The organism is Paenibacillus sinopodophylli (assembly GCF_005930355.1).
GTDB classification, from domain to species: Bacteria; Bacillota; Bacilli; order Paenibacillales; family Paenibacillaceae; genus Pristimantibacillus; species Pristimantibacillus sinopodophylli.
On the sequence record NZ_VDBO01000001.1, the window covers coordinates 2,206,232 to 2,231,255 of the forward strand.

25 protein-coding genes are annotated in these 25,024 nt (G+C 47.8%); 11 read left to right on the forward strand and 14 right to left on the reverse strand.

The window, feature by feature from the left end; genetic code table 11:
- Positions 1 to 3 precede the first annotated feature (3 nt).
- From FGT79_RS09765 to FGT79_RS09785, 5 genes are read left to right on the forward strand one after another with little or no spacing between them, the layout of a single operon-like run.
- Positions 4 to 1,212 carry a YheC/YheD family endospore coat-associated protein gene (locus FGT79_RS09765; protein WP_171056150.1) on the forward strand — a complete coding sequence of 403 codons (1,209 nt, stop codon included), beginning with the start codon at positions 4 to 6 and terminating at the stop codon, positions 1,210 to 1,212.
- Positions 1,209 to 2,588, forward strand: coding sequence for a YheC/YheD family endospore coat-associated protein (locus tag FGT79_RS09770; RefSeq protein ID WP_138752474.1), 1,380 nt, complete (start codon positions 1,209 to 1,211; stop codon positions 2,586 to 2,588). Before FGT79_RS09765 ends, FGT79_RS09770 begins: the two co-directional genes overlap by 4 nt.
- On the forward strand, positions 2,588 to 3,742 hold the full coding sequence (locus FGT79_RS09775) for a YheC/YheD family endospore coat-associated protein (protein ID WP_425464995.1): 1,155 nt from the start codon (positions 2,588 to 2,590) through the stop codon (positions 3,740 to 3,742). Before FGT79_RS09770 ends, FGT79_RS09775 begins: the two co-directional genes overlap by 1 nt.
- A gap of 1 nt (position 3,743) precedes the next feature.
- The gene (locus tag FGT79_RS09780; protein ID WP_138752475.1) at positions 3,744 to 4,241 is read left to right on the forward strand and encodes a GNAT family N-acetyltransferase; all 498 of its coding nucleotides are present in this window, start codon (positions 3,744 to 3,746) and stop codon (positions 4,239 to 4,241) included.
- Entirely contained in the window at positions 4,198 to 5,370 is a 1,173-nt protein-coding gene (locus FGT79_RS09785) for a YheC/YheD family endospore coat-associated protein (protein ID WP_138752476.1), read from the forward strand. The genes FGT79_RS09780 and FGT79_RS09785 overlap by 44 nt, the downstream gene beginning before the upstream one ends.
- Before the next feature lie 157 nt (positions 5,371 to 5,527).
- Here FGT79_RS09785 and FGT79_RS09790 read toward each other — a convergent pair whose 3' ends face one another.
- The 3 genes from FGT79_RS09790 to FGT79_RS09800 all read right to left on the reverse strand — a co-directional run bounded on the left by FGT79_RS09790 (position 5,528) and on the right by FGT79_RS09800 (position 7,430).
- The gene (locus FGT79_RS09790; RefSeq protein ID WP_138752477.1) at positions 5,528 to 6,124 is read right to left on the reverse strand and encodes an MSMEG_1061 family FMN-dependent PPOX-type flavoprotein; all 597 of its coding nucleotides are present in this window, start codon (positions 6,122 to 6,124) and stop codon (positions 5,528 to 5,530) included.
- 67 nt (positions 6,125 to 6,191) lie between these two features.
- Positions 6,192 to 6,869: an HAD family hydrolase gene (locus tag FGT79_RS09795; RefSeq protein WP_138752478.1), complete on the reverse strand. Its 678-nt coding sequence runs from the start codon at positions 6,867 to 6,869 to the stop codon at positions 6,192 to 6,194.
- A gap of 261 nt (positions 6,870 to 7,130) precedes the next feature.
- Positions 7,131 to 7,430, reverse strand: coding sequence for a hypothetical protein (locus FGT79_RS09800; RefSeq protein ID WP_138752479.1), 300 nt, complete (start codon positions 7,428 to 7,430; stop codon positions 7,131 to 7,133).
- A 158-nt stretch (positions 7,431 to 7,588) separates the two neighbouring features.
- Here FGT79_RS09800 and FGT79_RS09805 point away from each other — a divergent pair, with 158 nt between their 5' ends.
- Both FGT79_RS09805 and asd read left to right on the forward strand, forming a co-directional pair.
- Complete coding sequence (locus FGT79_RS09805; protein WP_138752480.1) at positions 7,589 to 8,353, forward strand: tryptophan-rich sensory protein; 765 nt, start codon at positions 7,589 to 7,591, stop codon at positions 8,351 to 8,353.
- An 81-nt stretch (positions 8,354 to 8,434) separates the two neighbouring features.
- Complete coding sequence (gene asd, locus FGT79_RS09810; protein WP_171056151.1) at positions 8,435 to 9,220, forward strand: archaetidylserine decarboxylase; 786 nt, start codon at positions 8,435 to 8,437, stop codon at positions 9,218 to 9,220.
- 166 nt (positions 9,221 to 9,386) lie between these two features.
- On the opposite strand, the gene FGT79_RS09815 is transcribed toward asd, so the two are convergent.
- Positions 9,387 to 10,172, reverse strand: a complete 786-nt coding sequence (locus tag FGT79_RS09815) for a helix-turn-helix domain-containing protein (protein ID WP_138753026.1) — start codon at positions 10,170 to 10,172, stop codon at positions 9,387 to 9,389.
- A 304-nt stretch (positions 10,173 to 10,476) separates the two neighbouring features.
- Here FGT79_RS09815 and FGT79_RS09820 point away from each other — a divergent pair, with 304 nt between their 5' ends.
- A complete protein-coding gene (locus tag FGT79_RS09820; RefSeq protein ID WP_138752481.1) occupies positions 10,477 to 11,775 on the forward strand; it encodes an aminotransferase class I/II-fold pyridoxal phosphate-dependent enzyme in 1,299 nt (432 codons plus the stop codon).
- 102 nt (positions 11,776 to 11,877) lie between these two features.
- Here the strand turns inward: FGT79_RS09820 and FGT79_RS09825 are convergent, their stop codons facing one another.
- The 8 genes from FGT79_RS09825 to FGT79_RS09860 form a co-directional block, all read right to left on the reverse strand.
- Positions 11,878 to 13,125 carry an ABC transporter permease gene (locus tag FGT79_RS09825; RefSeq protein ID WP_138752482.1) on the reverse strand — a complete coding sequence of 416 codons (1,248 nt, stop codon included), beginning with the start codon at positions 13,123 to 13,125 and terminating at the stop codon, positions 11,878 to 11,880.
- Entirely contained in the window at positions 13,125 to 13,874 is a 750-nt protein-coding gene (locus FGT79_RS09830) for an ABC transporter ATP-binding protein (protein WP_138752483.1), read from the reverse strand. Before FGT79_RS09830 ends, FGT79_RS09825 begins: the two co-directional genes overlap by 1 nt.
- A 126-nt stretch (positions 13,875 to 14,000) precedes the next feature.
- Positions 14,001 to 14,696, reverse strand: a complete 696-nt coding sequence (locus tag FGT79_RS09835) for a cytochrome c biogenesis CcdA family protein (protein WP_138752484.1) — start codon at positions 14,694 to 14,696, stop codon at positions 14,001 to 14,003.
- 156 nt (positions 14,697 to 14,852) lie between these two features.
- On the reverse strand, positions 14,853 to 15,569 hold the full coding sequence (locus FGT79_RS09840; protein ID WP_138752485.1) for a hypothetical protein: 717 nt from the start codon (positions 15,567 to 15,569) through the stop codon (positions 14,853 to 14,855).
- Between the two features lie 340 nt (positions 15,570 to 15,909).
- Complete coding sequence (locus tag FGT79_RS09845) at positions 15,910 to 17,136, reverse strand: S-layer homology domain-containing protein (protein WP_138753027.1); 1,227 nt, start codon at positions 17,134 to 17,136, stop codon at positions 15,910 to 15,912.
- A gap of 115 nt (positions 17,137 to 17,251) precedes the next feature.
- On the reverse strand, positions 17,252 to 18,727 hold the full coding sequence (locus FGT79_RS09850) for a DEAD/DEAH box helicase (RefSeq protein ID WP_138752486.1): 1,476 nt from the start codon (positions 18,725 to 18,727) through the stop codon (positions 17,252 to 17,254).
- Positions 18,728 to 18,753: 26 nt separating this feature from the next.
- Positions 18,754 to 19,527: an SDR family NAD(P)-dependent oxidoreductase gene (locus FGT79_RS09855; RefSeq protein WP_138752487.1), complete on the reverse strand. Its 774-nt coding sequence runs from the start codon at positions 19,525 to 19,527 to the stop codon at positions 18,754 to 18,756.
- 77 nt (positions 19,528 to 19,604) lie between these two features.
- The gene (locus tag FGT79_RS09860) at positions 19,605 to 20,066 is read right to left on the reverse strand and encodes a chemotaxis protein CheX (protein WP_138752488.1); all 462 of its coding nucleotides are present in this window, start codon (positions 20,064 to 20,066) and stop codon (positions 19,605 to 19,607) included.
- A 168-nt stretch (positions 20,067 to 20,234) separates the two neighbouring features.
- On the opposite strand from FGT79_RS09860, the gene FGT79_RS09865 reads away from it, so the two are divergent.
- Positions 20,235 to 21,248 (forward strand): zinc dependent phospholipase C family protein, encoded by a 1,014-nt coding sequence (locus tag FGT79_RS09865; RefSeq protein WP_138752489.1) that lies wholly within the window; start codon positions 20,235 to 20,237, stop codon positions 21,246 to 21,248.
- A 51-nt stretch (positions 21,249 to 21,299) separates the two neighbouring features.
- On the opposite strand, the gene FGT79_RS09870 is transcribed toward FGT79_RS09865, so the two are convergent.
- The gene (locus tag FGT79_RS09870; protein WP_138752490.1) at positions 21,300 to 22,298 is read right to left on the reverse strand and encodes an HRDC domain-containing protein; all 999 of its coding nucleotides are present in this window, start codon (positions 22,296 to 22,298) and stop codon (positions 21,300 to 21,302) included.
- Positions 22,299 to 22,537: 239 nt separating this feature from the next.
- On the opposite strand from FGT79_RS09870, the gene FGT79_RS09875 reads away from it, so the two are divergent.
- On the forward strand, positions 22,538 to 22,834 hold the full coding sequence (locus tag FGT79_RS09875) for a DUF3055 domain-containing protein (RefSeq protein ID WP_171056152.1): 297 nt from the start codon (positions 22,538 to 22,540) through the stop codon (positions 22,832 to 22,834).
- Positions 22,835 to 22,885: 51 nt separating this feature from the next.
- On the forward strand, positions 22,886 to 23,164 hold the full coding sequence (locus FGT79_RS09880) for a hypothetical protein (RefSeq protein ID WP_138752491.1): 279 nt from the start codon (positions 22,886 to 22,888) through the stop codon (positions 23,162 to 23,164).
- Positions 23,165 to 23,498: 334 nt separating this feature from the next.
- On the opposite strand, the gene FGT79_RS09885 is transcribed toward FGT79_RS09880, so the two are convergent.
- Positions 23,499 to 24,854 (reverse strand): dicarboxylate/amino acid:cation symporter, encoded by a 1,356-nt coding sequence (locus FGT79_RS09885; protein ID WP_138752492.1) that lies wholly within the window; start codon positions 24,852 to 24,854, stop codon positions 23,499 to 23,501.
- Positions 24,855 to 25,024: the final 170 nt, after the last annotated feature.

Sequence of the window (25,024 nt, forward strand, 5' to 3'; positions counted from 1 at the left end):
CCTATGCAAGCAATTTCATTCCATCTCGGAATACTCGTCGCCTCCATTCCCTTGAACCAAGAAAATGAGCCGCTATTGCCTGAGGCCTCCTTCTACAAGGCTCTCTGCCTTGCAGGCAAACGGCTTGGCATCGATATTTACGTTTTTAGCGCAGAAGGTCTGCATGCTCATGAGCTGCTTGGCTGGAGATGGCAGCAGAATCGATTCGCCTTGCAGCCTGTCCCGCTGCCTGACATCGTATATGATCGCTGTTTTTTCACAAATGCAGCGCAGCAGCTAGCTGCGCGAACCATGCTGAGCAAGCTTGCACAGATCAAACCTTTCAAGCAACTGAGTGGCAAGCTTCCGGCAAAGCTGGGCGTATATGAGTCACTGAAGGAACAGAGCCTGCTTGCAAAGCATCTGCCACACACTGTGCTTCTTGATACACCAGAGCAACTGCTTGCGCTTGCAGATCGATACACTAGCGGTATCATTATCAAGCCATCAGCAGGCATGCAGGGACGAGGCATTCTCCATGTAACGCGCTGCCCGATTGAGCGGAATATTCTCGTTAAGGGACGCAACAGAGAGAATCTTTTTTTCACTGCTTCATTTTCCAAGGAACGGGTGTTTGGAGACTGGATATCCCGCTTCATCAATCGCTCCCCATACCTCCTACAGCCCTATTTGGAGCTGAGCGGAGAAGATGAAAAACCGTTTGATGTAAGAGCACTCGTCCAAAAAGGAGAGAACCGCCGCTGGTTCATTACTGGGGTTGCCGTTCGCTCAGGCACTGCCGGCTCCGTTACCTCCAACCTGCACGGCGGAGGCAACGCTTATCCAGCATTGCAGCTGCTCTCTGCCAAATTCGGAAAGTCAAAAGCCGAACGTTTACTAGAACAAATCCATACAATAAGCAAGCAAACCGCCGAACAGCTGGAAAGCCATTTCGGCAGACTTGCCGAACTTGGGTTGGATTACGGTATTGACCGCAGCGGCCGACTTTGGCTGCTCGAAGCGAATACCAAGCCAGGCCGTTCATCCTTCCAGAGGATTGGCGACCAAGAAGCCGAGCGGCTTTCAATCGAAAGACCGCTTCTATACGCACGCACTTTGACTAGGCGTTTATCACCGTCATTTGTAGCCAATGAATCCGCAAACGGCCGTCTTCTTCACGCAAGCCCTAATAACCTATTACGGCCTTTCAACGTTCAGGAGGTTCATCGATGAGTTTGACAACTTGCAACGTACATTTCTCGCAGCAATCGAATAAAATCGTCTATTTATCCAGCCCGCTCCTCAAGCAGCTGAAGCTCTCCGGGAAAAAATCGATTCATCTTAAGCTGGGCAATGAGGTAATCGTAGCGGAAATTAAGCAGCTCAAGCGGCCGGGCAATCACTTGTATTTGCCTTCCGGCATCCGCCAGTCGATCAAGGTTCCTAAGTCAGGCAACGTGTATGTGCTCAATTCCGGTGAAAACGAGGTACAACTCGGTCCGCTGGTCGGCATTCTGAGTGATAACCCTATTCGTTCCGAGAGCAATCCTTTCGGCCCAAGAACCGGTTTCATTAAACAGGTTATTCGGACCGGAGAGCATAAAGCTTACCTGTTCGGCTTCACACCAAGTGATATTAACTGGCAGCAGGAAACGATTAACGGTTACTTCCTCAATCCTCAAGGCGGGTGGTATCGTAAAATCGTGCCCCTTCCAGATGTTGTATACAACCGATTGCCAAGTCGAAAAGCTGAAACATCCGCTTCTATCAACGCGCTCCGCGAGCGTTTTGTCCGCCGTAAAATTCCATTCTTCAACTGGAGCTTCTTCAATAAGGCTGATGTCTACAAGCTCCTGGACAGTGACCCGGAAGCACTGAATCATTTGCCTGAATCGATATCCGGACCATCAGCTGAGAAAATGAAGGAAATGCTCGAGAAGCATCAATTTCTATACTTCAAACCTACCGCTGGCAGCCTTGGCGTAGGCATCTATCGCCTGACCTATCATCCAAAGCGCGGCTATTTCGCGCGTTATCGCAAGGGAAGCCAGAATGTGCTGCTTCGCTTTAACACCTTCAGCAGCCTTATGCGCATGCTGCAGGCAAAGCACGGCGGCAATTTAAACCATTATGTTGTTCAGCAAGGCATTCGCCTCGTCGAAATAGACAGCTGCCCGCTCGACTTCCGTTTTCATATGCATAAAAACGGCAACAACGAATGGATACCAGCAGGTATTGGCGCCAAGAAAGCGGGTCGCGGCAGTGTGACGACTCATGTTAAGAACGGCGGCTCCTTGATGACACCCGAGCAAGCGCTCAGCAAAACATTCGGCTCCGAAGCGGATGCCGTTCTCGAGAAAGCAAAGCTTGCATCCATCAAGCTCTCGGAGGCCATTGAACGTAATTACCCACATCGACTAGGCGAGCTGGGTCTTGATCTGGGTATTGATAAGGACGGCGAAATATGGATGTTCGAAGCCAACGCCAAGCCTGGACGATCGATCTTCAAGCATCCGGCGCTTCGCTCCGAGGGGCGCGCATCCCTTTCCTATATTTTAGAACATTGCTTATACCTTAGTCGCTTCCAAGGTCAGGGAGGTAATGGCTAATGGACAGCATGCTTCCAGAGGACGCCGACTACAAAGAGCTGCGCGCCGGAAGGAATGTGCTGGCTATTCTCACCATCGAGGATGATGTCCAGCTTTTTCGCGGCAACCGCAGCAACTTTGTTGATCTGATCCGTACCGGTCAATCTATGGGTTTCATCGTTTATGTATTAACTGTCAAAAACCTACTGCTCACGAGGCGCAGTCTCAAGGGCTATGTTTATAATGAATCCGAGGATGCCTGGCAGCTGCGTTTGCTGCCTTTCCCCGATATCATCTATAACCGGATTCCGCTGCGGGAGGATGAGATTCAGCCTTCTGTGCGAATGAAGATTAATGCCTGCAAAAAGCATCCCCGCGTCACATTGTTTAATCCGGCTTTTTTTAACAAATGGGATTTGTTCGAATGGCTGCGTCTATCGAAATCTACCAAACCGTATATTCCGACGACGCGCAAGCTCAATTCGATATCCGGCCTAGGCCGAATGATGCAGAAACATCCCTACCTCTATCTGAAGCCGGAAAGCGGGAAAGCAGGCAAAGGCATCATGACCATCAAGGTATATGCTGAGAAGCAGCTCCCTTATCGATTGAAAATTCAAGAAAACAAAAAAAGTGCCACTTTTAATTGTGCAACGATCTATAAGCTCTGGAGCCGAATCCAGCAGCAAAGCACCGGCGAGGCGTATATTGCTCAGCAAGGCATCAATCTTGCTTCCTTTAATGAGAGAAGGTTTGATCTCCGTGCACTCGTCCAAAAAAACCAACGGGGACAATGGGATATTACGGGCATCGGTGCAAGAATAGCCGGCGTCTCCAGCATTACAACCCATGTTCCACGCGGTGGAATGATCGAGGACCCAGAGAAGCTCCTTGTCCATTCATTTAATGAAGAGCAGGCGCGTAAACTACTAATAAAAGCAAAAAATACGGCCGTGTTGATCGCCAAGCAGATCGAGCGCGCTTCCGGACAGCAGCTCGGCGAAATGTCGATGGATCTAGGCATAGACCATGCGGGAAACATGTGGTTCTTCGAGGCAAACTCCAAGCCTATGAAGTTCGATGAGCCGCATATCCGCCAAAAATCGCTGGAGCGTATTTTTCATTATGGTGCATATTTAGCAAGATTAAAAACAGAAAAAGCGGGAGGCGCGTAATGTGGATCTAGAGCTGCTCACACCTGAAACATGGCTGGCGGAACAAAAAAGACTCATCGGCTTCTCCATTCGATTCGGAGATAAACGCCTTGCAGTCTCAACCATCCACGCGCTCCGCAAACTAGATCCTTCTTTGCTCGACCAAGGTTTGAACGGACAATACGGCGCGGCAGCCATTCTAGCGAAGCATGGCAGCCGCATCGTAGGCTTTGGATTTGCGGAAGCAGGCGGGGAGGCGGCTTGCATGGTTGTCGTTCATCCAGAAGCAAGAAGTCTCGGTATCGGCGGATCCCTCGTTCAAGCTATGATTCAGCGTTTAGGTAAGCTAAGCTGCAATGTTGCGGCAGATAACACCGCGAGCATGGCGCTATGTTTTCGGCTTGGTATGACTGCTGTGTCTATGCACAGAGGCCCGACAGGCAAACCAACGCTTCGTTTTGAAAGGGGAACCGCCAATGACACAGCCCGTCCTAGGCATCCTGACTTTATACCTCAATGAAGCAGGGCATCTGGAGGAACGTTCTATCTACCAAAAAATGACTGCGGCTGGACGAAAGCTTGGACTTAGCGTCTTCGTGTTCACGCCAAAGGATGTCAATTATACGCTGAATCGCATTCATGCGCTGTTCTACCATACAGAGACAAACTCTTGGTCACGCAAATGGACCGCTTTCCCGCATATGATCTATGATCGCTGCCGCATTCAACGAACGTATCGGTTCGATCAATTGCTGAAGTTTCGGAGCAGATATGGTCATCTGACATTTCTAAACCGCCCTCTTCGCAATAAATGGACGATTCATCGCATCTTATCGAAGGAACCGGTCTATCGCACTTATCTCCCAGCAACGAAGTATATCGAAGATATTAGTGACGTATCGGATATGATTCGCAAGTACCCGCTCGTATATCTTAAGCCGATTAACGGAACTGGCGGTAGAGGCATCCTGCGAATCCAGAAAGGTAAAGATGGCCAGCTCCATATTCAAGGCCGCGACCAAGCAAGACGTATCGTCAGTCCGCAGCATATTACGGCGTCAAAACTAAGCAGCTATTTGATCCCGTGGCACCTCAAGAGCAACCGATACATTGCCCAGCAAGGCATTCAAATAAAGCTTGCGAGCGGACGCGTACATGATTATCGTATGCTCGTGCAAAAAAACGGCGAGGGTGTATGGGAGGTAACCGGCTGCGCTGGGCGGATCGGTGCAGCTGGAAGCATTACTTCCAACCTGCATGGCGGCGGCCATGCCGCTACGATGAGCGCATTGCTGAAAGATTGGCTGCGCGACGAAACGAGAGTTTCGCAGGTGAAGGAAGAAGCGGAGCAGCTCGGTGTGTCCATAGCCGCCTACCTTGAGAGGAACTACGGAAGACTTTGCGAGCTTGCCCTTGATCTCGCTATCGATCGCAAAGGCGGTATCTGGCTGCTGGAGGTTAATCCAAAGCCGGCACGGGAAGTATTCGCGCAGGCTGGTGAGAAAGAAGTGTACCGCAAAGCGATCATTCGTCCGCTGGAGTACGCTCTGTGGCTTTACAATCAGAAGAAGCGCAGGAGATTCAAGGATAAGCAGGCAGCTGTCTCGGATGTCCGTGCTGATTATGACGATGAATGGGACTTCGATTAATACTCGTGCTTCGTTCCGAGAAGTGTCGAGAATGTATAGCCAAAGGATATATACTCTCCTATCGTTCAAAAAAACCTGCCGGATTGAGCGCAACAGCGCAGCTTACCGGCAGGTTTTTTGTCATTGGCTGCTTTTCAGAAATCGTTATATAAGCAGTCTACAGCTCGTATCCATTCATTTGCAAATGTGCTTTGAACATCTCTTTGGTCGACGGCAAACCCTCAGCCTCCGGCCAGGTGTCTGCAGACCAGATGCCTGATTGCTTCAATGCCCTTGGACAATGAATGAAGCATTCCTCTACCTCGACGATGACAGCAAGCTCAGGAGCCTTCCCACTCCACCCCATACCTTCGATCAGCTCCACATCCTTCGTGATCGAAGCGCGCCCGTTCAGACGAAGCACCTCCTGCATGCCGGGAATAATAAAGAGCATGCCGATCTGAGGGTTTTGGATAATATTGAGCAAAGAGTCTATTCGGCGATTGCCTGACCGCTCCGGATAAACGAGTCTGTAATCATCAAGCGTTTTTACGAAGCCCGGCTCATCTCCACGCGGAGACGAATCACAACGACCCGAAGCGTCCGATGACGATAAGTAAAACAAAGGAGATAATGATAAGAAGTGCCGAATATGATCTTCCATTCGGGAAACACTTTTTTTGACAACAGCTTCATGCGGCGTTCCTACGATTTCCTTCAATTGCTCAGCGGACACAATAAGCTCTGAATCTTTGATAGCTTGAACCACGTTCATTCAACTCCAGCCTCGTGCTCTAATCGGCAGCCTTAGCTTTGTTGCCTTTAGAGGCGCGTTTATTCTATTACGTTTCCAGCAGCTTGAGTAGATCACGGAAATCGTTAATCAAGGCGTCCGCTCCCTCAAGCTCAGCAGAGCGCCCATATGTTGCATATGCACACCCGATGGTTGGCAATCCATTTCCCTTTCCTGCCTCCACATCAGATGAACGGTCTCCGACCATCCATGCCGATTGTATGCCATGATCCTGCATAAGACGCTCGACCAAATCGACCTTGCTCGCAGTTGCATACTCGCCCGCACTATAAAGTCCGTCAAACAACTCAGCTATGCCTTTGTAACGTGCAACGCCCTTCACATAATCCTCCAGCCCGTTGCTTGCAACGAACAACTTGATTCCACGAAGCTTCAATTCGCGAAGCGTCTCTGCCACATAGGGATAAAGCTTCCCCTCACCCACTGCCAAGCCCTCAAGCTCATATTGCAGCAGCAAGTCATCTGCGCGATTTCTAGCCGCCTCTGTGCTTCCCGGCATCACCTGGCGCCATATATCCTCCAGCAGCATGCCGAGGCAGCTAAGCAAACGTTCCACCGGAGGTGTTGGATGCTCATAAAGATGCTCTGCTCTCAGCGTCTCGAACACGCGCTCGTGAACGGCTACAAGCAGTGTATCCGTCTCGAACAGCGTGCCGTCCATATCAAATATTAACGCTTCCGGCAAGGGAAGCTTTGGCTCACTCATAGCAGAATCCTCCTTCAACGTCTGTTCATATCATACTGGAATGCAGGAAATAATGGCAAGCGAGATGGCATATTTGGGACTGAACAAGGTGAAACGGCTGGCGCCATCCTTTGGCGGCGTGGCGCGTTTCATTCCGAGAAATATAGAGAAAGGATGGCGAAATCATATACTTTCCTATATTTCAAGGTGAAACGGCTGGCGCCATCTTTTGGCGGCGTGGCGCGTTTCACTCCGAGAAATATAGAGAAAGGATGGCCTAGGCTATCCTTTCCTATATTTGAAATACACTGGCAGCGCAGCTATCCTCGCTAATAAGTAAGGTCCGAGGTAAGCACCACTAGCAAGAAAAATAGGATTTGCAAGCACACGATGCACTTCTGTCATAAATATGGTGTCATGAAGCAGCGTCTCTGCCACGGCATCTGCTGCAGTTACAAAAAACAAAAATACAGCCAAAGCCGCTGCACCGTCCAAAACACGGCTGGCAACTTCGCTGATTCTGCTCATCCATACGACTAAAACCGTTCCGACAACAAGGGCTGCCCCTATCAAAATGATCATTTCTCTGCTTCACCTCTTAGCATAAGGATTGGTCATTTGTTGCAGCCTTAAACTAGACCTCCTCGCTTACGAACAACTTATTATGAATAAAAAGCAGTCGAATGGTTTACATATGATACAAGAAGCTTATGCAATTAATGAAATTGGAGGGATCTGAAATGAAAAGCAGTTTGCGATGGTTGAATGTAATTGGTCTCGCTGCCGTTTTAATCGTGAATGCACTGGCGCAGTGGCTCCCGATTAATGGGAAAACAACAGGTGAGTTATCCGCCAAATATCCCGTGCTTATTACTCCTGCGCCGTATGCATTCTCCATATGGTCCGTCATCTACCTGCTGTTGATCGGCTTCGTATTCTATCAGCTAACCCCTAAAGGCACAAATAGCAAAATCGTACAGAGTATCGGGCCTTGGTTTCTAATCAGCTGTTTGCTTAACATAGCCTGGATCCTCGTATGGCATTACGAAAAACTGGGCAGCAGTGTCTTCGTGATGCTTGCTTTGCTGCTTTCACTTATCTCTATTTATACAGCCGTAAGAAAAAGAAAGCAGTCCCCTACCTCAGGTGAACGTTTTCTCGTCAGGCTTCCGTTCAGTATATATCTAGGCTGGATCAGCAATGCGACCATTGTGAACATTACGGTTGCATTGTCTGCAACGAACTGGAACGGCTTCGGCTTATCCGATGACATATGGACGGTTATTCTGCTTGTTATTGCTACACTGCTTGCTGTAACCATCGGCTTCGCCTATCTTGATCCTGCCTTTATTCTCGTTTTCGTATGGTCTTTCATCGCCATTGCTGTCAAAGACGGACAGCAGGCTGATGTTACAGTTGCGGCCTTTATACTTGCGGCGCTTCTCGCCGCGACTGCTGTGTATGTTTTTATCCTTGCGAATAAAAGGAAAGCTGCAGCATATTGAAAAATGGAACTGGATATGTCACACTGTGTGGTGGGTATAAGTATAAATGGCCCATGCAGGAAAGGACGTGACGGTTCACGTATGATGAAATGGCTGCTTCGTTCAATGACAGAATTAAGCTCTCGCAAGTGGATATCCCGCATAACCGGCAAGTTGGCGCAATCGACCGTCAGCCGTCGATTTATTTCACGCTTCGCCGCAGCATACGGTATTAAAACGGAGGAAGCAGAAAAACCTCTTTCACAATATAAGACGTTAAACGAGTTTTTCACCCGCCGTCTAAAACCAGGACTAAGGCCGATTCACGATGGCGCTAGTTCCCTCGTCAGTCCGGTAGACGCGCTGATCACAGGTGCAGGTGACATTAACAGCGGCACAATCGTCAATGTAAAAGGTCAGAATTATACGATTGATGAGCTGCTAAACCAATCACCACGAACGGCTAATTATATGAATGGTTATTACCTCGTCCTTTATTTGAGTCCTACCGATTACCACCGCATTCACACACCTGTCCGCGGACGTGTCGTTGAACGCGAGCATATTCCAGGCAAGGTATACCCCGTTAACGATTTCGGGCTCCGTCATATGCGCCGGGTGCTTAGCCGAAACGAGCGGCTCATCACCTATATGAAGCACGAAGCAGGCGAGGCCGCCGTTGTTAAGGTTGGTGCGATGAATGTAAGCAGCATTCAATATGTGCTGCCGCTTCAAGAGGAGATGCTTAAGGGTGATGAGCTTGCTTATTTCGAGTTCGGCTCCACCGTAGTACTGCTGTTAGAGGATGGCAGCTTCAAGCCGAGAGAGAGTGGACTGCTTGGCACAAAGGTTCGAATGGGCGAGCTGCTTGGTACTCTTCACAGCTAACGACACAAGCGTAAACGGCTGATATAGTCATCTGGCGGCTAAGCTAACGTTTCGTGTAGAAATATGGAGAAGTTGGCGAAATGTATCTTTTCCTTTATTTCAAACAAAAACCGAACGGCTCCTTACAGAGCCGTTCGGTTTTTGTTTGTGTCGTATTCATACATCGTCATCTTATTTCCGATGGACTGCGCCCCGTATACTGCTTGAACTGTCGGCTGAAAAAAAAGATGTCCCGGTAGCCCAGTGCATCCGCTACCTCTGTTACGTTCATTCCCGCATGCATGAGCAAATGCTGTGCCCGTTCAATACGTGTGCGGATCATGTAGGTTTGTACAGACATGCCGATCAACTCTTTGAATTTCATCGAGAAGTATCGTGGCGACAGCTGAGCACGCATGGCCAGATCCTCAACGCGATGTGCAATGCTCGGGTTCTGACGGACGAAGTTAGCCACTTCATGGATGGCCTCGGTCAACTGATTGCTCGCCTTCTTCTCCACAGGCAGCTGCTTGTCCTCTCGCAGCAAATGAATCATGAGCTGCTTCAGAACGAGCTGCGCCTCCTCCTCGGCCGCGTAGGTCTGAACAAGAAACAACCTTACGTAACGAGAGAGCATATATTCAAAGTCGACGGTGTCTTGAAATTGCCTATAGCGATTAGGCACCGCATCTATCGTTTCACTGACGGCAAAATGAATATAGGATAATACGAGTGGACGCTGAGGATTATGAGTGGCGCTAGTGTAATCACCTGGACGAAATAAAAAGCAGCTTCCCGGTCCAACGTCGTAGGGGGTTCCGTTAACCTCTACCTCGCCTTCTCCGCTCCATACATAAAATAAATCAAAATTAGCCATTGGCTTCTCGCGTCTTGCCCATCTCCAGCCAGGCTCGCATACGATCTTGGCAAAAGCAGGCAGTAGAACAAATGAATCCGGCGAAATGTGCAGCATCATGCAACCTCCTGTACAAATCTATGCCGTCATCATACAACAGTGGCAAAGTTTTACGCAAGCCACGTAAAATTACGAAAATATTTGCTTTGAGAATGGTTTGCAGCTCGAAAAAAATGTTATAATAGCACCCGACAAGGTGAAACGGCTGTCTCTGTCCTTTGGTGGCGGTGCGCGTTTCATTCCAAGAAATTTAGAGAAGGTATAGCCTAAAGATATACTTTCCTATATTTCAAGCGAAAATGGCTTACGCCTAATAGTATACAATCTAAAAGAATGATTTCGGAAGGATGGAATAAAGTCCATGAACCCACTTGCTCATCAGTTAAACGAGACGTTGCAATCGGAGAGTCCGAACGTCTATGCGATGTTGTCAGCCTTAGGCAAAGCGATTTATTTCCCGAAAGAGGGCATACTGAGCCAGTCCGCCGAAGCGAAGACGAAAGCAACTAAATTTAACGCTACGATCGGCATTGCAACAGAAGGCGGACAGCCTATGCATCTCAAGGTTATTCAAGAGACGCTTTCTGCTTACAATCCGAAAGATATATATGAATATGCGCCTCCAGGCGGGAAGCCCGAGCTTCGCGCTGCTTGGCGCACCAAGATGGTGAAAGACAACCCGTCGCTCGAGAGCAAGAGCTTCGGCAATCCTGTCGTAACCAACGCTTTGACTCACGGATTAAGCATTGTTGCCGATTTATTCGCGGATGCGGGAGATGCTGTTGTTATTCCGAATAAAAATTGGGAAAATTACGAGCTGACCTTCGGCATTCGCCGCGGCGCCGAAATCGTGGAGTACCCGCTATATAATGACCAAACTCGTTTCAACAGCGAAGGTCTCCGCCAAGCATTGCTGGCTCAGAAGGATAAAGGCAAAGCCATTGTACTGCTTAACTTTCCGAACAATCCTACTGGATACACACCAGGTCCTGAAGAAGGCGATGAGATCGTTGCTGCAATCCGTGATGCCGCTGATGCAGGCATTAATGTCGTTGTCGTAACCGACGATGCTTATTTCGGCTTGTTCTTTGAGGATTCCCTGCACGAATCGCTGTTCGCTAAGCTATCCGATCTGCACCCTCGTGTGCTTGCAATTAAGGTAGACGGCGCTACAAAAGAGGAATACGTATGGGGCTTCCGCGTTGGCTTTATCACCTATGCATCCAGTTCCCCAGCTGTTCTGGCTGCACTTGAGCAAAAAACGACCGGCATTATACGTGCAACGATTTCGAGCGGACCTCATCCTTCTCAAACCTTCGTACTGCATGCTTTGACATCACCTGATTTCGAAGCCCAGAAGGCTGAGAAGTACGATATTATGAAGGGGCGCGCCAACCGCGTCAAAAATTTGCTCGAAAGCGGGCGCTATGGCAATGTATGGGGATACTACCCGTTTAACTCCGGCTATTTCATGTGCTTGAAGCTGCAAGGTATTTCGGCTGAAGCGGTTCGGGTCCATTTGTTGAACCAATACGGCATTGGGACAATCGCGCTAGGTGAAACGGACCTGCGAGTTGCATTCTCCTGCATTGAGGAAGGCAACCTCGAAGAATTGTTCGATACGATATTCAAAGCCGTTAATGAATTATTGGCGAAATAACCTACTTTCCTAATATTATAAAAAAAAACGTGCTTGCGGCTTGTCTGTTGACAATGCCCGCAAGCACGTTTTTTTGTTATGAGCTGCTGTTGTACTGCACTATTATTCCTCTTCCTCGTCTTGAGCAAGCTTCTTGCGCAAACGCATGGGACGAACAGCCAAATAAACGATCGCCAGCACTGCCGCCGCAAGCGAAAGCATATACACGCCAGACAGCGCCAATGGAATCGCTGCAAACAGCCATAATAGTGCTGTGCACAGCACTATTGCAAAGCGGTCTACGCGTAGAAATTGATCCGTTCTCTGCTTCTCTGGCAGTGGATATACATGCTTCCACACCGAGTAACGATGAACATGCCTCAACCCGCCTAACTGAACAGCGATCAAACCCATGAAAATGAAAAAGGCGATCAAGCTGCCATAGCCAGACAAAGAAACGGCCTCAGCAAACCAATAAACAATTAAGCAGCCAAGGAAGAGAAGCCTAAGGACAATTCCCCCTACCTCTGTTCTCATCAGCGATGCAGAATAGAGATAAACGAAAGTATTGCGATTCGCAAAGCTAATCCTGCGGAGCATCCAAGACAAGTAGGATCTTTTGATTATGCTCGATGACAATGTCGGAACATCAATGAACAATCCGAAAAAAACATAATAGCGCTTCCGTGTTCTCGCTTCTTCGTCAATCAGCCTCTCCCACGGGAAACGATGCTTGCTTGGCAATCGGTACAATACCATGCAGAGTATGCCTAGAAGCAATGTAAAGGCTGCAGCTTGCCATAACAGACTGGTAAGCCAGGCTGCAACAGTCAAAGCCGTCATCGCCCAGCGCAGCGAACGAAGCAGCCATCTCATGCTCGGCCACGTCATCTGACGTTCCTGCCAAGCGCCCCAAACATTGACTGCCTTTAAGCCGGCAGCCACAATCCCAAGTGTCCAAGCACCATTAATAGCTGGCCCTTGTACGTAAATGAGCATATACAGAAGGAATACGATTGCAACGAGCACTGCACAGCCTAACGTCGTATAACGGAGAGATAATCGCAAATAACCGTTCATGTCCGCCTCGCGCGGCATCATAAATACGGTATCGCCAGCAGCCAGCCAAGTACGAAGCGGGCTCCAGCAGAGGACTAGAGTCAAAGCGATAACGCCGACAATCGTAAATGGAAAATCATCTGGTACATGACGAAGTAAACCGATATATCCGATCGCTGAGGATATAACGATCAATGACAGGAATGCAGGAAATCCACTCTGTCCCATATAGCGGAAATAAGGCATAGTCTCCGTTCGAAATGCTTTTGCCCGTCGTTGCCATATCGATTCAAGCGTGCGGTCGCTGCCCATTAAGCATTGCCCCCAGTAACAAGCTTATAGAAGGCATCCTCCAGCGAACCGCCCCTTGTTTCCATCCCTGCTGCTCTGCGCACATCCTCCAGCGTCCCCATCGCAACGATTGAACCGTGATGCATAACGATAAACCGGTCGCAATAGGCTTCCACGGTTGATAGGATATGCGAGCTCATCAGGATCGCCGCCCCCTTCTGCTTCACCTCAACTAGGCGCTCAAGCAAAGAGCGGATCCCAAGCGGGTCAAGACCTAGAAAAGGCTCATCGATGATGTACAAAGACGGATCCGCTAGTAGCGCGTTCATAATCATAACCTTCTGTTTCATGCCTTTCGACAAATGTGACGCGAACGCTTTGCGCTTAGGCATCATTTGGAATTGCTCCAGCAGCTCTTCCTCCCGCTCCTCATAATGATTATCCTTGACGCTGTAAGCCATGCCCGTTAACCGTAAATGCTCCTCCACCGTGAGCTCATCGAACAGCACCGGTGTCTCCGGCACATAAGCGAATGCCGAACGATAACGCTCTGTCTCCTCCTCCAGCGTGACGCCGTCGATACGCACATCACCGGTCTGCGGCTTCATCAAGCCCAGTATGTGCTTAATTGTCGTGCTTTTCCCTGCTCCGTTCAGCCCAATCAGCCCGATCATTTCGCCTGCCTTCACTTCAAAGGTTATATCATGCAGCACAGGTCTTCTTGGGCTGTAGCCTCCGGTTAATCCGCTTACTTTCAAAATAGACTCCATTCTATCACCTTCAACATTGCAAATTGGTATACTACTCGTAAACAGCATACCGAATTATGAGTCCAATATCAAAAAAAACAATGCTTCGGTTTCGAAAATAGACATTTGGCAGTTGGATCGCTTCGCTTATAAACCGAAGAAGCTAAAGGATTGGTTGATCATATCCAGCTTGTCAGTGAGGACGAGAACACCCATTACAAGCATAATAACTCCACTGACGATAGATACGATCGGCATATAGGTTGAAAACTTTTTCAAATAAACGTTCAAATGATCAACAAGCAAGGCTGACAGAAAGAATGGCAGACCCATGCCAAGTGAATAGAGGACAAGCAGCGATACCCCTTTCTCAATCGTATCCATGCTTCCAGCGTAGATCAGAATCGTAGACAATATTGGCCCGATGCAGGGGGTCCAGCCAGCTGCGAAAGCCATGCCTAGAAGAAACGAGCTCCAGGTTTTCTTATTTGACGCAGCAGGTGAGAATCTTTTCTGTGCATACAGAAATTTGATTCTAAACAGACCGATCATGTGCAAGCCAAAAATAAAGATGAGAATACCGCCGATCTGCCGAATGACAACCATATGATCAGCGAACAATTTACTCACTGAGCTTACAGAAATGCCTAGAAGAATGAATACAATTGAGAAGCCAACAATAAAGAACACAGATTTGGCGCCAACATTTAGTTTTGCTTTGCCGATGTTCGCCTCTGATGCGGATGAGCCGATAATATAGCTTAAATAAACCGGAATAAGCGGGAGTACACATGGCGATAAGAAAGATAACAGCCCTGCTGAAAATGCTAAAAAATAATCCAAACTATTCTACTCCTTCGTATGCCCTTGATCTTCAGACATGCTATTATCACAGCAAGATGAAACAAAAAAAATGGGCAGCCATCGACCGCCCATTTTTTGTGTAGAGCTAATTAGGAAGCTCATATGGAAATAGGTTATTACTGATACGTATTATGACTAGCAAATCTCTTCAACAGATGTGCTTGACTCAGCTGGTGCTGACGAAGAGCCTGAAGAAGAACCTGACGAAGAATTTGAGCTCGCAGCTGCTGGTGCTTTCGGTGCAGCTGCTTCTTTTTTAATAATCGTAACTTGTTTTTTCTCTTCTTTCACGACTTCCGGAGCAGGAGCAGCTTTTACTTCTTCTTTCACTACTGCTTTTACTTCCTCTTTCACTACAGGAGCAGCTTTTACTTCTTCTTTCACCACTGGAGCGGAAGCAGCAGCTTTCGTAGTGCTTGCTTCTTTTACGACAGGAGCAGCTGCTTTTGGAGCTTCTTCTTTTACTGCCGATGTGCTTGCTTTAGGCTGTGCCGTTGCTTTTTCAGTAGATGATGCGACAACTGCTGGTTTGGATTCCACTGTTTTGGTTTCAGCCGCAGCTGCTGCCTTCGGCTCTTCCACCACCACTGCCGCTTTAGCCGCTTGCGGTGCTGCTTCCTCTATTTTCACTGCCGCAGCATCTGCCTTTGGCTCGTTCTCTACCACTGCTGAAGCTGTTTTTACGACTGCTGTATCAGCAACTGCCGGCTTCTCTTCTTGAACAGGAGCTGTAACTGCAGCATTATTCTTAGGAAGTGGAACGCCTTGTGCTTGTTTTGCAGAAACGGCTACGTAAGTAAGAGCTGAGAAAGCCACGGTAGCAGAAATCAATGTTAATGTTAGTTTTTTCATTTTTGTAAACATCCCTTTCGCTTCGCTCATTGAGCATCGTTTTGTTGTTATTTGCTAAGATAAAAAAAGGAGACTCAACAAGACGCCTCTTAGCGCGCTCATCGAATCTCTGGTGGTCCAGTCGATTATTCTTCTTTTGTTATCCTACAAAATGGTTAGCCAACACACTTTGATTACATGTTTATTCTATTACCCAAAGAATGCCATGTCAACGATTATTTTAATTTATCCCATCGTTTTTATCGGAATTAGTAAAGAAGCCTATTTTCCTACCTTATCTCCTAGCGTGCCCTAACAAAAAAAAGACGCCATCGCTAGCGATGGCGCCGTCTCTTAACCATTATTTAATTTCAATTACCTTTGCAATTGTATTTTCACCCTTCACCTGCACAAGCTGTCCCGCTTTCAGCAGCGATGCGTCTCCGGCAATGGCTACATTGGCGTCTACGTTATAGACCAGCAGCACGGTTTGCGAGTTCTCAACCCGTGTAATGGAAATCGTTGCAAGCTTTGCCTGCGCATTAAACGTTAAGGAATGAATAGTACCAAGCTCCGAGAACGTCGTAACCGCCTGCGCAGATTTGGTTACCTCGATGAATACTACTTTATTCTGATAAGTCCGGACGAGAACCTCATCGCCGGCGCGCAGCGCGCTCAGTGGTGCTTTCTTATCATCGCGGAATATGAATACATTCGGATCAATGGCAAGCGTTGCTTCCGAATTGTCTGTCTTCACAATAGTCAGCTTGCCGTCAGCAGGAGCAGCTTTCAGCTTGCCCGTTACAGCCTGGGCATCCTGATCCGGCATCTCCGTATCTGTGCGATCCAGAAGCGCTGCCAGCTCTGCGCGAGTAACCGGCTGATTCGGTCGGAAGGTTTTACCGTGCTTGTCCTCATAGCCTGTAATGATACCCTTCTTAAGTGCAAGCGCAACATAACCTACAGATCCGGCTGGTATTTCGTTTGCATCCTTAAAGTCCAGCTTCGTATTGTTCAGCGCTTTCGCCTCAGCTTCCAGTTTAAGCGCTTTTACAAGAAGAATGGTGGACCACAATCTTGTTGCGTTTGCCTCCGGTTTCACTTCCGTTTCAGTCTCGGAGAACAAATCGTTTTCCAGTGCAACCGCTACGTAGCCAACCGCCCACGGATATTTTTTCTCAATCTTGTCTGCATCCTTGAATTGAAGATCGGTGTTCATCTCTTCCGTCGATTCAGCTTGTGCACGCAAACCCATAAGTCTGACTGCTGCAGTCAGCGTTTCAATCCGGCTGATCTTCTGGTTCGGCTTGAAGCTGCCATCTTCATATCCGGTGAATACACCCTTCGAGGCTAGTCGCATAATATACTCCATTGCCCACTTCAGGTCATCCTCATCCTTGAATTTCCAAGTTACTTTATAATCATCATCTTTATCCTTCTTATCCTCATTACGGCCCTTATCGTCGTCTCGACCGCCGTTATGCCCCTTGCCTTTACCTCCATCAGCAAAAGCTGACGAAGCTCCGCCTGCAAGCATTAGCAGCGCAAGCGAGGATATTGCCGTCTTTTTCCACATCGTTTGTTTCATCAAGAAAGCCACTCTCCTTTTTCGATTGCGGGTTTTGCCGCATTTTTTTACCTTCGCCCATAGGTTTCGGGATAGGCTAATCGATTTAAGAGGGTGGCTGTTCAAATTTTTTGTATTACTTTTCTTTTTCGGCTTCGCGCTTCGCTTTCAACCACTTCGGAGCGCCCTTGTTTTTACCCTCGCGCTTACGCTCCACTTTCTTCGGTGACGGCTTAGGAGTTCCTTGGGCTGCCGTTTTCACTTTCGGTTTTGGTGCTGCGGCAGCGGCTTTGATCTCAACAGGCTTCAGTTCCTTTGCTGTTGTTGCTGTTGCTGTTGTTGCTGTTGCTGTTGTTGCTGTTGGCATTGCAGCAGCTTCCTTCTTTTCTTGTGAACGCTTGAACTGTGCATCTGAACGCTCAGCCAGCTTCGCTTCATGACGGGCCGCGAATGGACGAGTTGCTTCTTTCAGTTCTTCATCCGATAGAAGCTTGCCTCTAAACATCGTTCGCTCAGAAAGCTCGATACCGAGCTGTTTACGGAACTTCTCCATTATGAATAGCTCCTGCGGCATTACGATCGAAATAACCGTACCTGGCCTGCCCATACGCCCTGTGCGCCCAGCACGGTGAACGTAATGATCCGCATCAGCTGCTGGATCTAGCTGAATCACCAGTGGCAAACCTTCAATATCGAGTCCCCTTGCAGCAACATCGGTTGCGAGCAGCAGTTGGCAGCGACCCTCGCGGAACCGTGTAAGCGTTGCGGCTCTGCGCTGCTTGTCCGCGTCACCATAAAGAGCCTCAACTGTAAATCCTTCATAGCTAAGCTTCGATTCCCAGTTGGAGATGTTATCCGTGTCATTCAAGAAAAGCAATGCCGATGATGGGTTCAGTAAGCGGACAAGGCGCCGCGCCGTATCCGTCTTGTCACGTTTGTCGCTGACTACGAAATAATTATCAATCGTTTGAGACACACGATGCTCCGGCGTAATTTGAATACGCTCCGGATTTTTCATCCAGCGGCCTTCAAAACGCGCCATTTGATCCGGATATGTCGCAGAGAAAAACGCGATTTGACGTCCCTTGCCCATGTTATGCAAAATAACCTCAACTTCTTTTGTCGAGCCAAGCTGGAATACTTGATCCGCTTCATCGACAACGACATTGTTGACATCCGTAAGCTTGAGCTTACGAATTTTAATCAGCTCATGGATGCGCCCCGGCGTTCCGATAACGAGCTGAGGGCGAAGCTTGAGCTTCTCGACCTGACGCTTAAGTGCCGCACCGCCAATCAACTGCTGCACACGTATATTGAGCGGTTCTGCATAAATCTCCGCTACACGCACGATTTGCATCGCAAGCTCTTGCGTCGGCGCAAGAATAACGCCTTGTACCGCATTCGAATACGAGTTCAGCTTCTGCAGCAGCGGCAGCAAATAGGCAAGCGTCTTGCCTGTCCCCGTCTGCGATCTTGCAGAAACATCGCTTCCGCCAAGCAGAATCGGGATCGTCTCTGCCTGCACATCCGTTGGTTCCATTATTCCGTTAGCTGCCAGCTTACTCTCAAGCAGCTCATTAATACCAATCTCATTCCAAGTATGCTTACTCATTCTTTAATCCTCTCTCAATTAAACCTTTATTTTCGATTCAGCATGCCGCCGAAGAGTCGATCAATGGTGCGTGGCAGCAACTGGTAAAGCTTGATGGCAAAAGCCGCCTTTTTGGGAAGGTCAAGCTCGGATTTCCGCCGTTTAATCAGCCTGACAATCCGAGTGACTACGTACTCTGGCTTCATCATAAACCAACTAACGTTTTTCACGTAAGAGCCTGAAGGATCAGCAAGCGAGAAAAAAGGGGTATCAATCGGCCCTGGATTCACGGCTGACACCTGAATGCCGCTCCCTTGAAGCTCCATTCTCAGCGAATTCGTAAAGCCCAGCACCGCATGCTTGGTAGCCGTGTAGCTGGTCGATTTCGCTGTTCCGATCTTGCCTGCTAGCGAAGCAATATTAACAATGTGTCCACTTCCGCGTTTCACCATATGCGGGAGGACAGCCTTTGTACAGCGTACGATTCCCATATAGTTGGTATCCATCATCTGGGCGAAGTTCTCCAAAGGCATGCTTGCAAAATGTTCAAACTGACCGTATCCGGCATTATTCAGCAAGACATCTATTTTACCGTATTTCGCAATGACGGCTTCTACTGTTTGCAGTACTTGATTATTGTCGGTTACATCCATTTGATAATAAGAGACTGAACCTTTTATCATCGAGGCGATCTCTTTGAGCTTATCGATATTTCTTCCGGTTAGCACAGGTATTGCCCCCTGCTCCGCAAGCTTGACTGCCGTTAACGCTCCGATTCCGCTTGATGCGCCGGAGATGAATATAACCTTGCCTTTTAGCATCCAACATCACCCATTTACAAGTTTACTTGATTGCTCCTGCAGACGCAAAAAAAGCTCCCTAAGGAGCTATTTCTATGCTAAGATGCGATTAAAACTTGGATGTCAAGCTCTCCGATTCCATCCATAATAAGCGGTATGGTCAGTGCCTTCTGCGCAGTAAAGCCTGCTGATTGTGCAGACTGGATAACCTTAGGCGGCGTAATATCGACACGCACCCCTTGGTTAAACAACATCGTGCTGGCATTTCCGCTAATCATATTCCCGAGCTCAGAAATAGCACTCTTCACGATTTCATCGATTTCAGAAATTACGTATCCGCCCATCATCGCAGAAACCATTTTCATAGCTACTTCTTCACTTAGTCCGAATACAATGTCTCCGTTCATTTGTCCATTGAGCCCAATTTGAATCCAAATATAGTTCTCTACAAACTTGATGTCCTTGAGGCCTAGCTCTCCAGTCGCAGGACGTATTTGAACAACTTGCTCAATTACGATTTTTGCGGATTCAAGAAACGGGTTAATGTATTCTGCCTTCATAATGAAGATACGCTCCTTTTCGACAAAATTCGTGGTTTGTCTTATTTAGTTTATATTATACTTAATTGATTAGGACAAGTATACTATAAAAAAAATATATATAACTAAAGAACTATTTTTTATTTTTGAAAACGGCACTATGCCGGAATGGACTGGAGGGTTTACTGCGTGCCAAACGTATGGGCTCATTTCATATTTGGACAGCTAGTGCTTGGAAAGCTGGGAGAAAGCGCGCTTCTGCAATCCGAACAGCATAAAAACATGTTTAACATGGGCTGCCAAGGACCTGATTTTTTGTTTTATCACCGCTTCTTCCCGTGGCAGCAAAGCTTAGCATTAAACCGTTTAGGCACTCAAATGCATAACTTTCATTGCGGCCCTGTCCTAGTAGAGCTGCTTGATGGTGTCAATGGAAGGAAGGCATGCCCTAAAAGTCCTGATTCCTCCATCCTATATGCGCTTGGATTCGTGCTTCATCACGTGCTCGATCGCAATTTGCACCCTTACGTATTCAGCAAATCCGGTTTCCGCAAATGGGATCATCAACGTTTTGAAATTATGATGGACACCATTATCGCGCGAGAGCTTTGGGGTGTCGAAACATGGAAAACCCCAGTTTGGAAATTCGTTCACACGGGCGGAAGCTTTCCTCCGCCTATACTTGATGCGCTGGAATCCATTGTTGCGCACTATTACGAAGAGCTTGCACCTCTTATTCAGCGTGAAGATTTCAACCAAGCCAATCGAGATTTTATTGCTGCTCAGCGATTGTTCCATGATCCGACAGGACTCAGAAGTGCATTAACCTTTGGTCAGATTAAACCATTCGTCTTTGGAAAGGAACCCTTTCCTTATGATGTCTTGAATGTAGCAGAAGCCCCTTGGCTTGACCCTGTAGATGGCATTTCCTATCATCATGCAAGTGCGTGGACTTTATGGGAGCAAGCACTAAATGACGGAATCGAGGTCATCCGCTCGATACTTGTTTGGCTCAGAGCCCATGAAGCACCTCAGATTACCAAAGAGGATCGTTCTTATGTGCGCGAGCTGCGCGAACATGCCATTGCACTGATCAGCAACCGTTCCTACGAAACCGGTCTTCCTTGCGAGTCGGATATAGGTATTCGGTTCGCGGATACGGTATGGACTGATCAGATCGGAATCACAAAGGCGCCTTCTTAACGAAGACGCCTGCACGCTCAGCACCAAAGATATCGCAGTCGTTCTTCTACGTTATACAGCTTTACTTGTCAGGCTTCGGCGAAACCGCAGCCTGATTAGCCGCAACCTTTCATATAATACATCGACTGGCTTACCGAGCTGCGATGCATCCGATGCCCCATATACCTGTTGAAGAATAGGCTTGAGGTATTTATCACCGACCTGCGACAGCGCTTCCCATACGAGCAGTTGCTCATCCTCGGGAACCTCATTAAGCTCTCTCGTTATGAGGGAATCCATGTCATAACCTTCCTGCTCCAATTGCTCGATCCGATCCATAAGCTCACGTCTGGACAGCTCCAGCTCAGAACCAAGCTGTTCCAGCGAGCCCCCCTGCTGCACCATTAGCAGAATGTGCTTTTTGACCATCTGACGATCCATCAGCGATTTATATTTTGTTTCTTTCTGTTTGTAGAGCCACTGTGTATAAATGCCAGTATCGAGCTTCTCAGCAACCCACTGCAGCGGGAACACCGAATCATGCTCCACTTCTTCCAGAATGGCGAGCATTTCTGCACCATAGGAAGCATGCTTCGTGCTGCCCCAACCAGGAATCTGGGATAATTCCTCTGCTGTCTTAGGAACGAATGCACTGATCATCCATAATATCCGATTCGTCGCAACGAGATAGGCAGAACGCTTCTCTGCTATCGCTGTTGCACGTCGCCATTCGCGAAGCTTCTGGAACAGTTCTGGATTGTGATGATGCTCACCATAGCACTGCAGCATCGTGACGAAGCTGCCTGACGATGGCCTCCGATCATCCAGCATGCCATCGATAATGGGTGTGTATCCTTCCCCCATAACACGTGAGACTCCATGCCGGAAGGCTACGATCATTTCCTCCCACGACATGCCCTCGAACCAGGTCAGGGGGCTGCCGCTTTCCGATTCGCCCTCCATCCATAGCACAGACCAGATTCCTTGACTCTCACAAATGGACAGCTGTGCGCTGGCCATTCCTTGATCCTCGCCTGGCTTCTCAAACGTGTTAAAAAAAACAATTTGCATATTGACCTCAATCCTCCAATAAATAGTAGTTTCGCGAATGGCTTGAACGGGCAGGCGCTTCCAATGAAGGAGAGGATGCCGTAAAACAAAAAAAAGCACCTCCTTTGCCCAACGGGCAAAGGAGGTGCTTCCTCCACGTTCAATGATTCGATTGCCTTCATGCTATCATAATGATTTCTTTATTACAAGCATTTTGTTATTGTATAATGATTGTACTAATGAAGTGGAGGCTATACGATATGCTGCTGCCTGATTTTGATTTTATGTCCGATTCTACCGAAGAAACGTCGACCCGCTACGTGACATTTATCGGTCCAAGCTTGAAGCGTTTTGATCTGGCCATCACGTCTACAAGCCGATTTTATGGCAAGAAGCTGATTACAGATCTTCAATTCGGCAAAACCGCTATAATCGGCCCGGATGATCTGGAAGAAGAAGGCTATTTAGAGCATGTATTTAAACTAACGGAAGAAGAAGCTTCCGAGCTTGTACAATTTTTGTATTTTGTTGTAGGTACGGTGCATTTTACCGATTAATCAGGGTACACTTTAATGGTAATCACATACCATTGTAGGAGGAGTCTGCTGATGGATCGATTTGTGGAAGAAAATCGCCAGCCGTACACCGATGTATCGACGGTAGAATCGCAGCGCAACGACCTGATTCCGGAGGAATTTCCGGATGGCCCGTATGGCTCTGACCTGCTGATGGAATCACTGGGCAAGAGCACGCCATGGCGAATAGACCAGCGGCCATCCAACCGCTTTTATTACGAGAACCGCTCGCTCCATGCGGGAATGCCGCGTGATTATCCCGGTGAAGACGAATACGATCACGGGTTTCCAGAGGTACACGACGAACCATAATCCAAGCAAAAACGCCTTCGGCGTCATTTAAGACGCTGAAGTAGCTTTGACGGTGAAATATAAGCCCTTTATAAGCGAACAATCTTATAAATTCTTATATTTCAAGGCGAAACGGCAGTTTCTCTCCTTTGGCGGCGCGTTTCATTCCGAGAAATATAGAGAAAGAATGGTCAACTCATATTCTTTCCTATATTTGCACAAAGCCCTTGCCATCACACGATAGATGTGACAGGCAAGGGCTTTTTTAACACAAAACTCCATTATATGCAGTATGCTTGATCGTTTGCGAGCACTGCCTCAGGCTCGCGCCGGCAACGTGAACAAACTCTTCGGATTAGGCTGGATTAAGCTCCAGATCATCTTCATCCCCGCGATTGAATGCTTCACGATCGAATTCACCTTCAGAATCTGCTACAAGCAATGCCGTTACAGTCGTACCTGTTGCGTTAACAGCTGTACGGCCCATATCGATTAGAGACTCAACCGCTACTACAAGAGCAATACCTTCAAGCGGCAAGCCAACAGCCGTTAGAACAACCGTTGTTGAGATAGATGCAGGTCCAGGTACTCCTGCTACGCCGATTGATGAAATTACGCTGACTACTACAATTAGGACATAGTCCGTTGCCGTAAGTGCTACTCCATAAACCTGTGCGACGAATACGGACACAACAGCCGGCCAAATGCCGCCGCAGCCATTAAAGTTCATTGTAGCGCCTAACGGAGCTACAAAACTAGCAATTTTGGGTGATACGCGCAAACGTTTCGTAATAACCTCTAAATTGATAGGAAGCGTCGCAAAGCTGCTGCGCGTTGTGAACGCTACTGCAATCGTCGGATAAGCTTTCCGGAAAAACTTGAACGGATTAACCTTCGCAACAAACGTTACCAACCCGCCAAATACGAATACAAAATGGAGGATGAGTGCGATATAACTCACAGCAATCAGCATGGCTAACGGCTCAAGCGTTTCCCAGCCATATTTGGCTGCCATAACTGCAATCAACGCATAAACACCGTATGGCGTAAAGCGAAGTACAAACTTAACGACCTGATGAAGAATAGTGGTAGCTGATTGAATAAACGCTCGGAATGGCTGAACAGATTCCGGATTTTTTGCACCTACCTTCACGATTGCAACCGCAATAAACAGCGCAAATATGAGTATCGGTACTACTTTCCCATCTGCAGCGTCACTAATCGGATTCGACGGTACTTGATCCAAAATAACTTTGAAGAAGCTTGGCACTTCACGAGCCACAAAGTTTTCTGGTGTCGTTAATTCAAAGCCTGCGCCTGGATTAATTGCCGACGCTACGAGTAGTCCGATAATTGCGGCTACACCTGTCGTAGCGAGGAACCATGCAATGGTTTTAACACTAAGCTTGCGGAGAAACTCAATGTTCGTGATCGATATGATACTGTTAATGACTAGAACGAATACAAGCGGGATTACGATCATTCGAATCAAGTTAATGTAGATGGAGCCAATTGTGCCAACTCCCTCGGTTTCCAGTTCGAAGTTATTAAATAGAATGCCTGCAACCAATCCCAAACCGAGGGCAACGAGGACCCGAGTTCCGAAGCCGACCCGCTTTTTGGCCAAGAAGTATAGACCGCCAAGCAGCACCGCTGATACGACCAAGGTAATCCAATTGTTCTCAAGTGCCGTTAATAAATTATTTTCCATAATGCAGCAATCTTCCCCTCTGTCTAATGACTATTACGTAATGCACAAATTAACTTTTAAATTAATCAATTATAATCCCGATAAGATTACTGCACTTTACTGAAAACAATATATCATCGTCATTTCATATGTGTCAACATGATTTTTCCTTGCAACAGCAACCGTTTCAA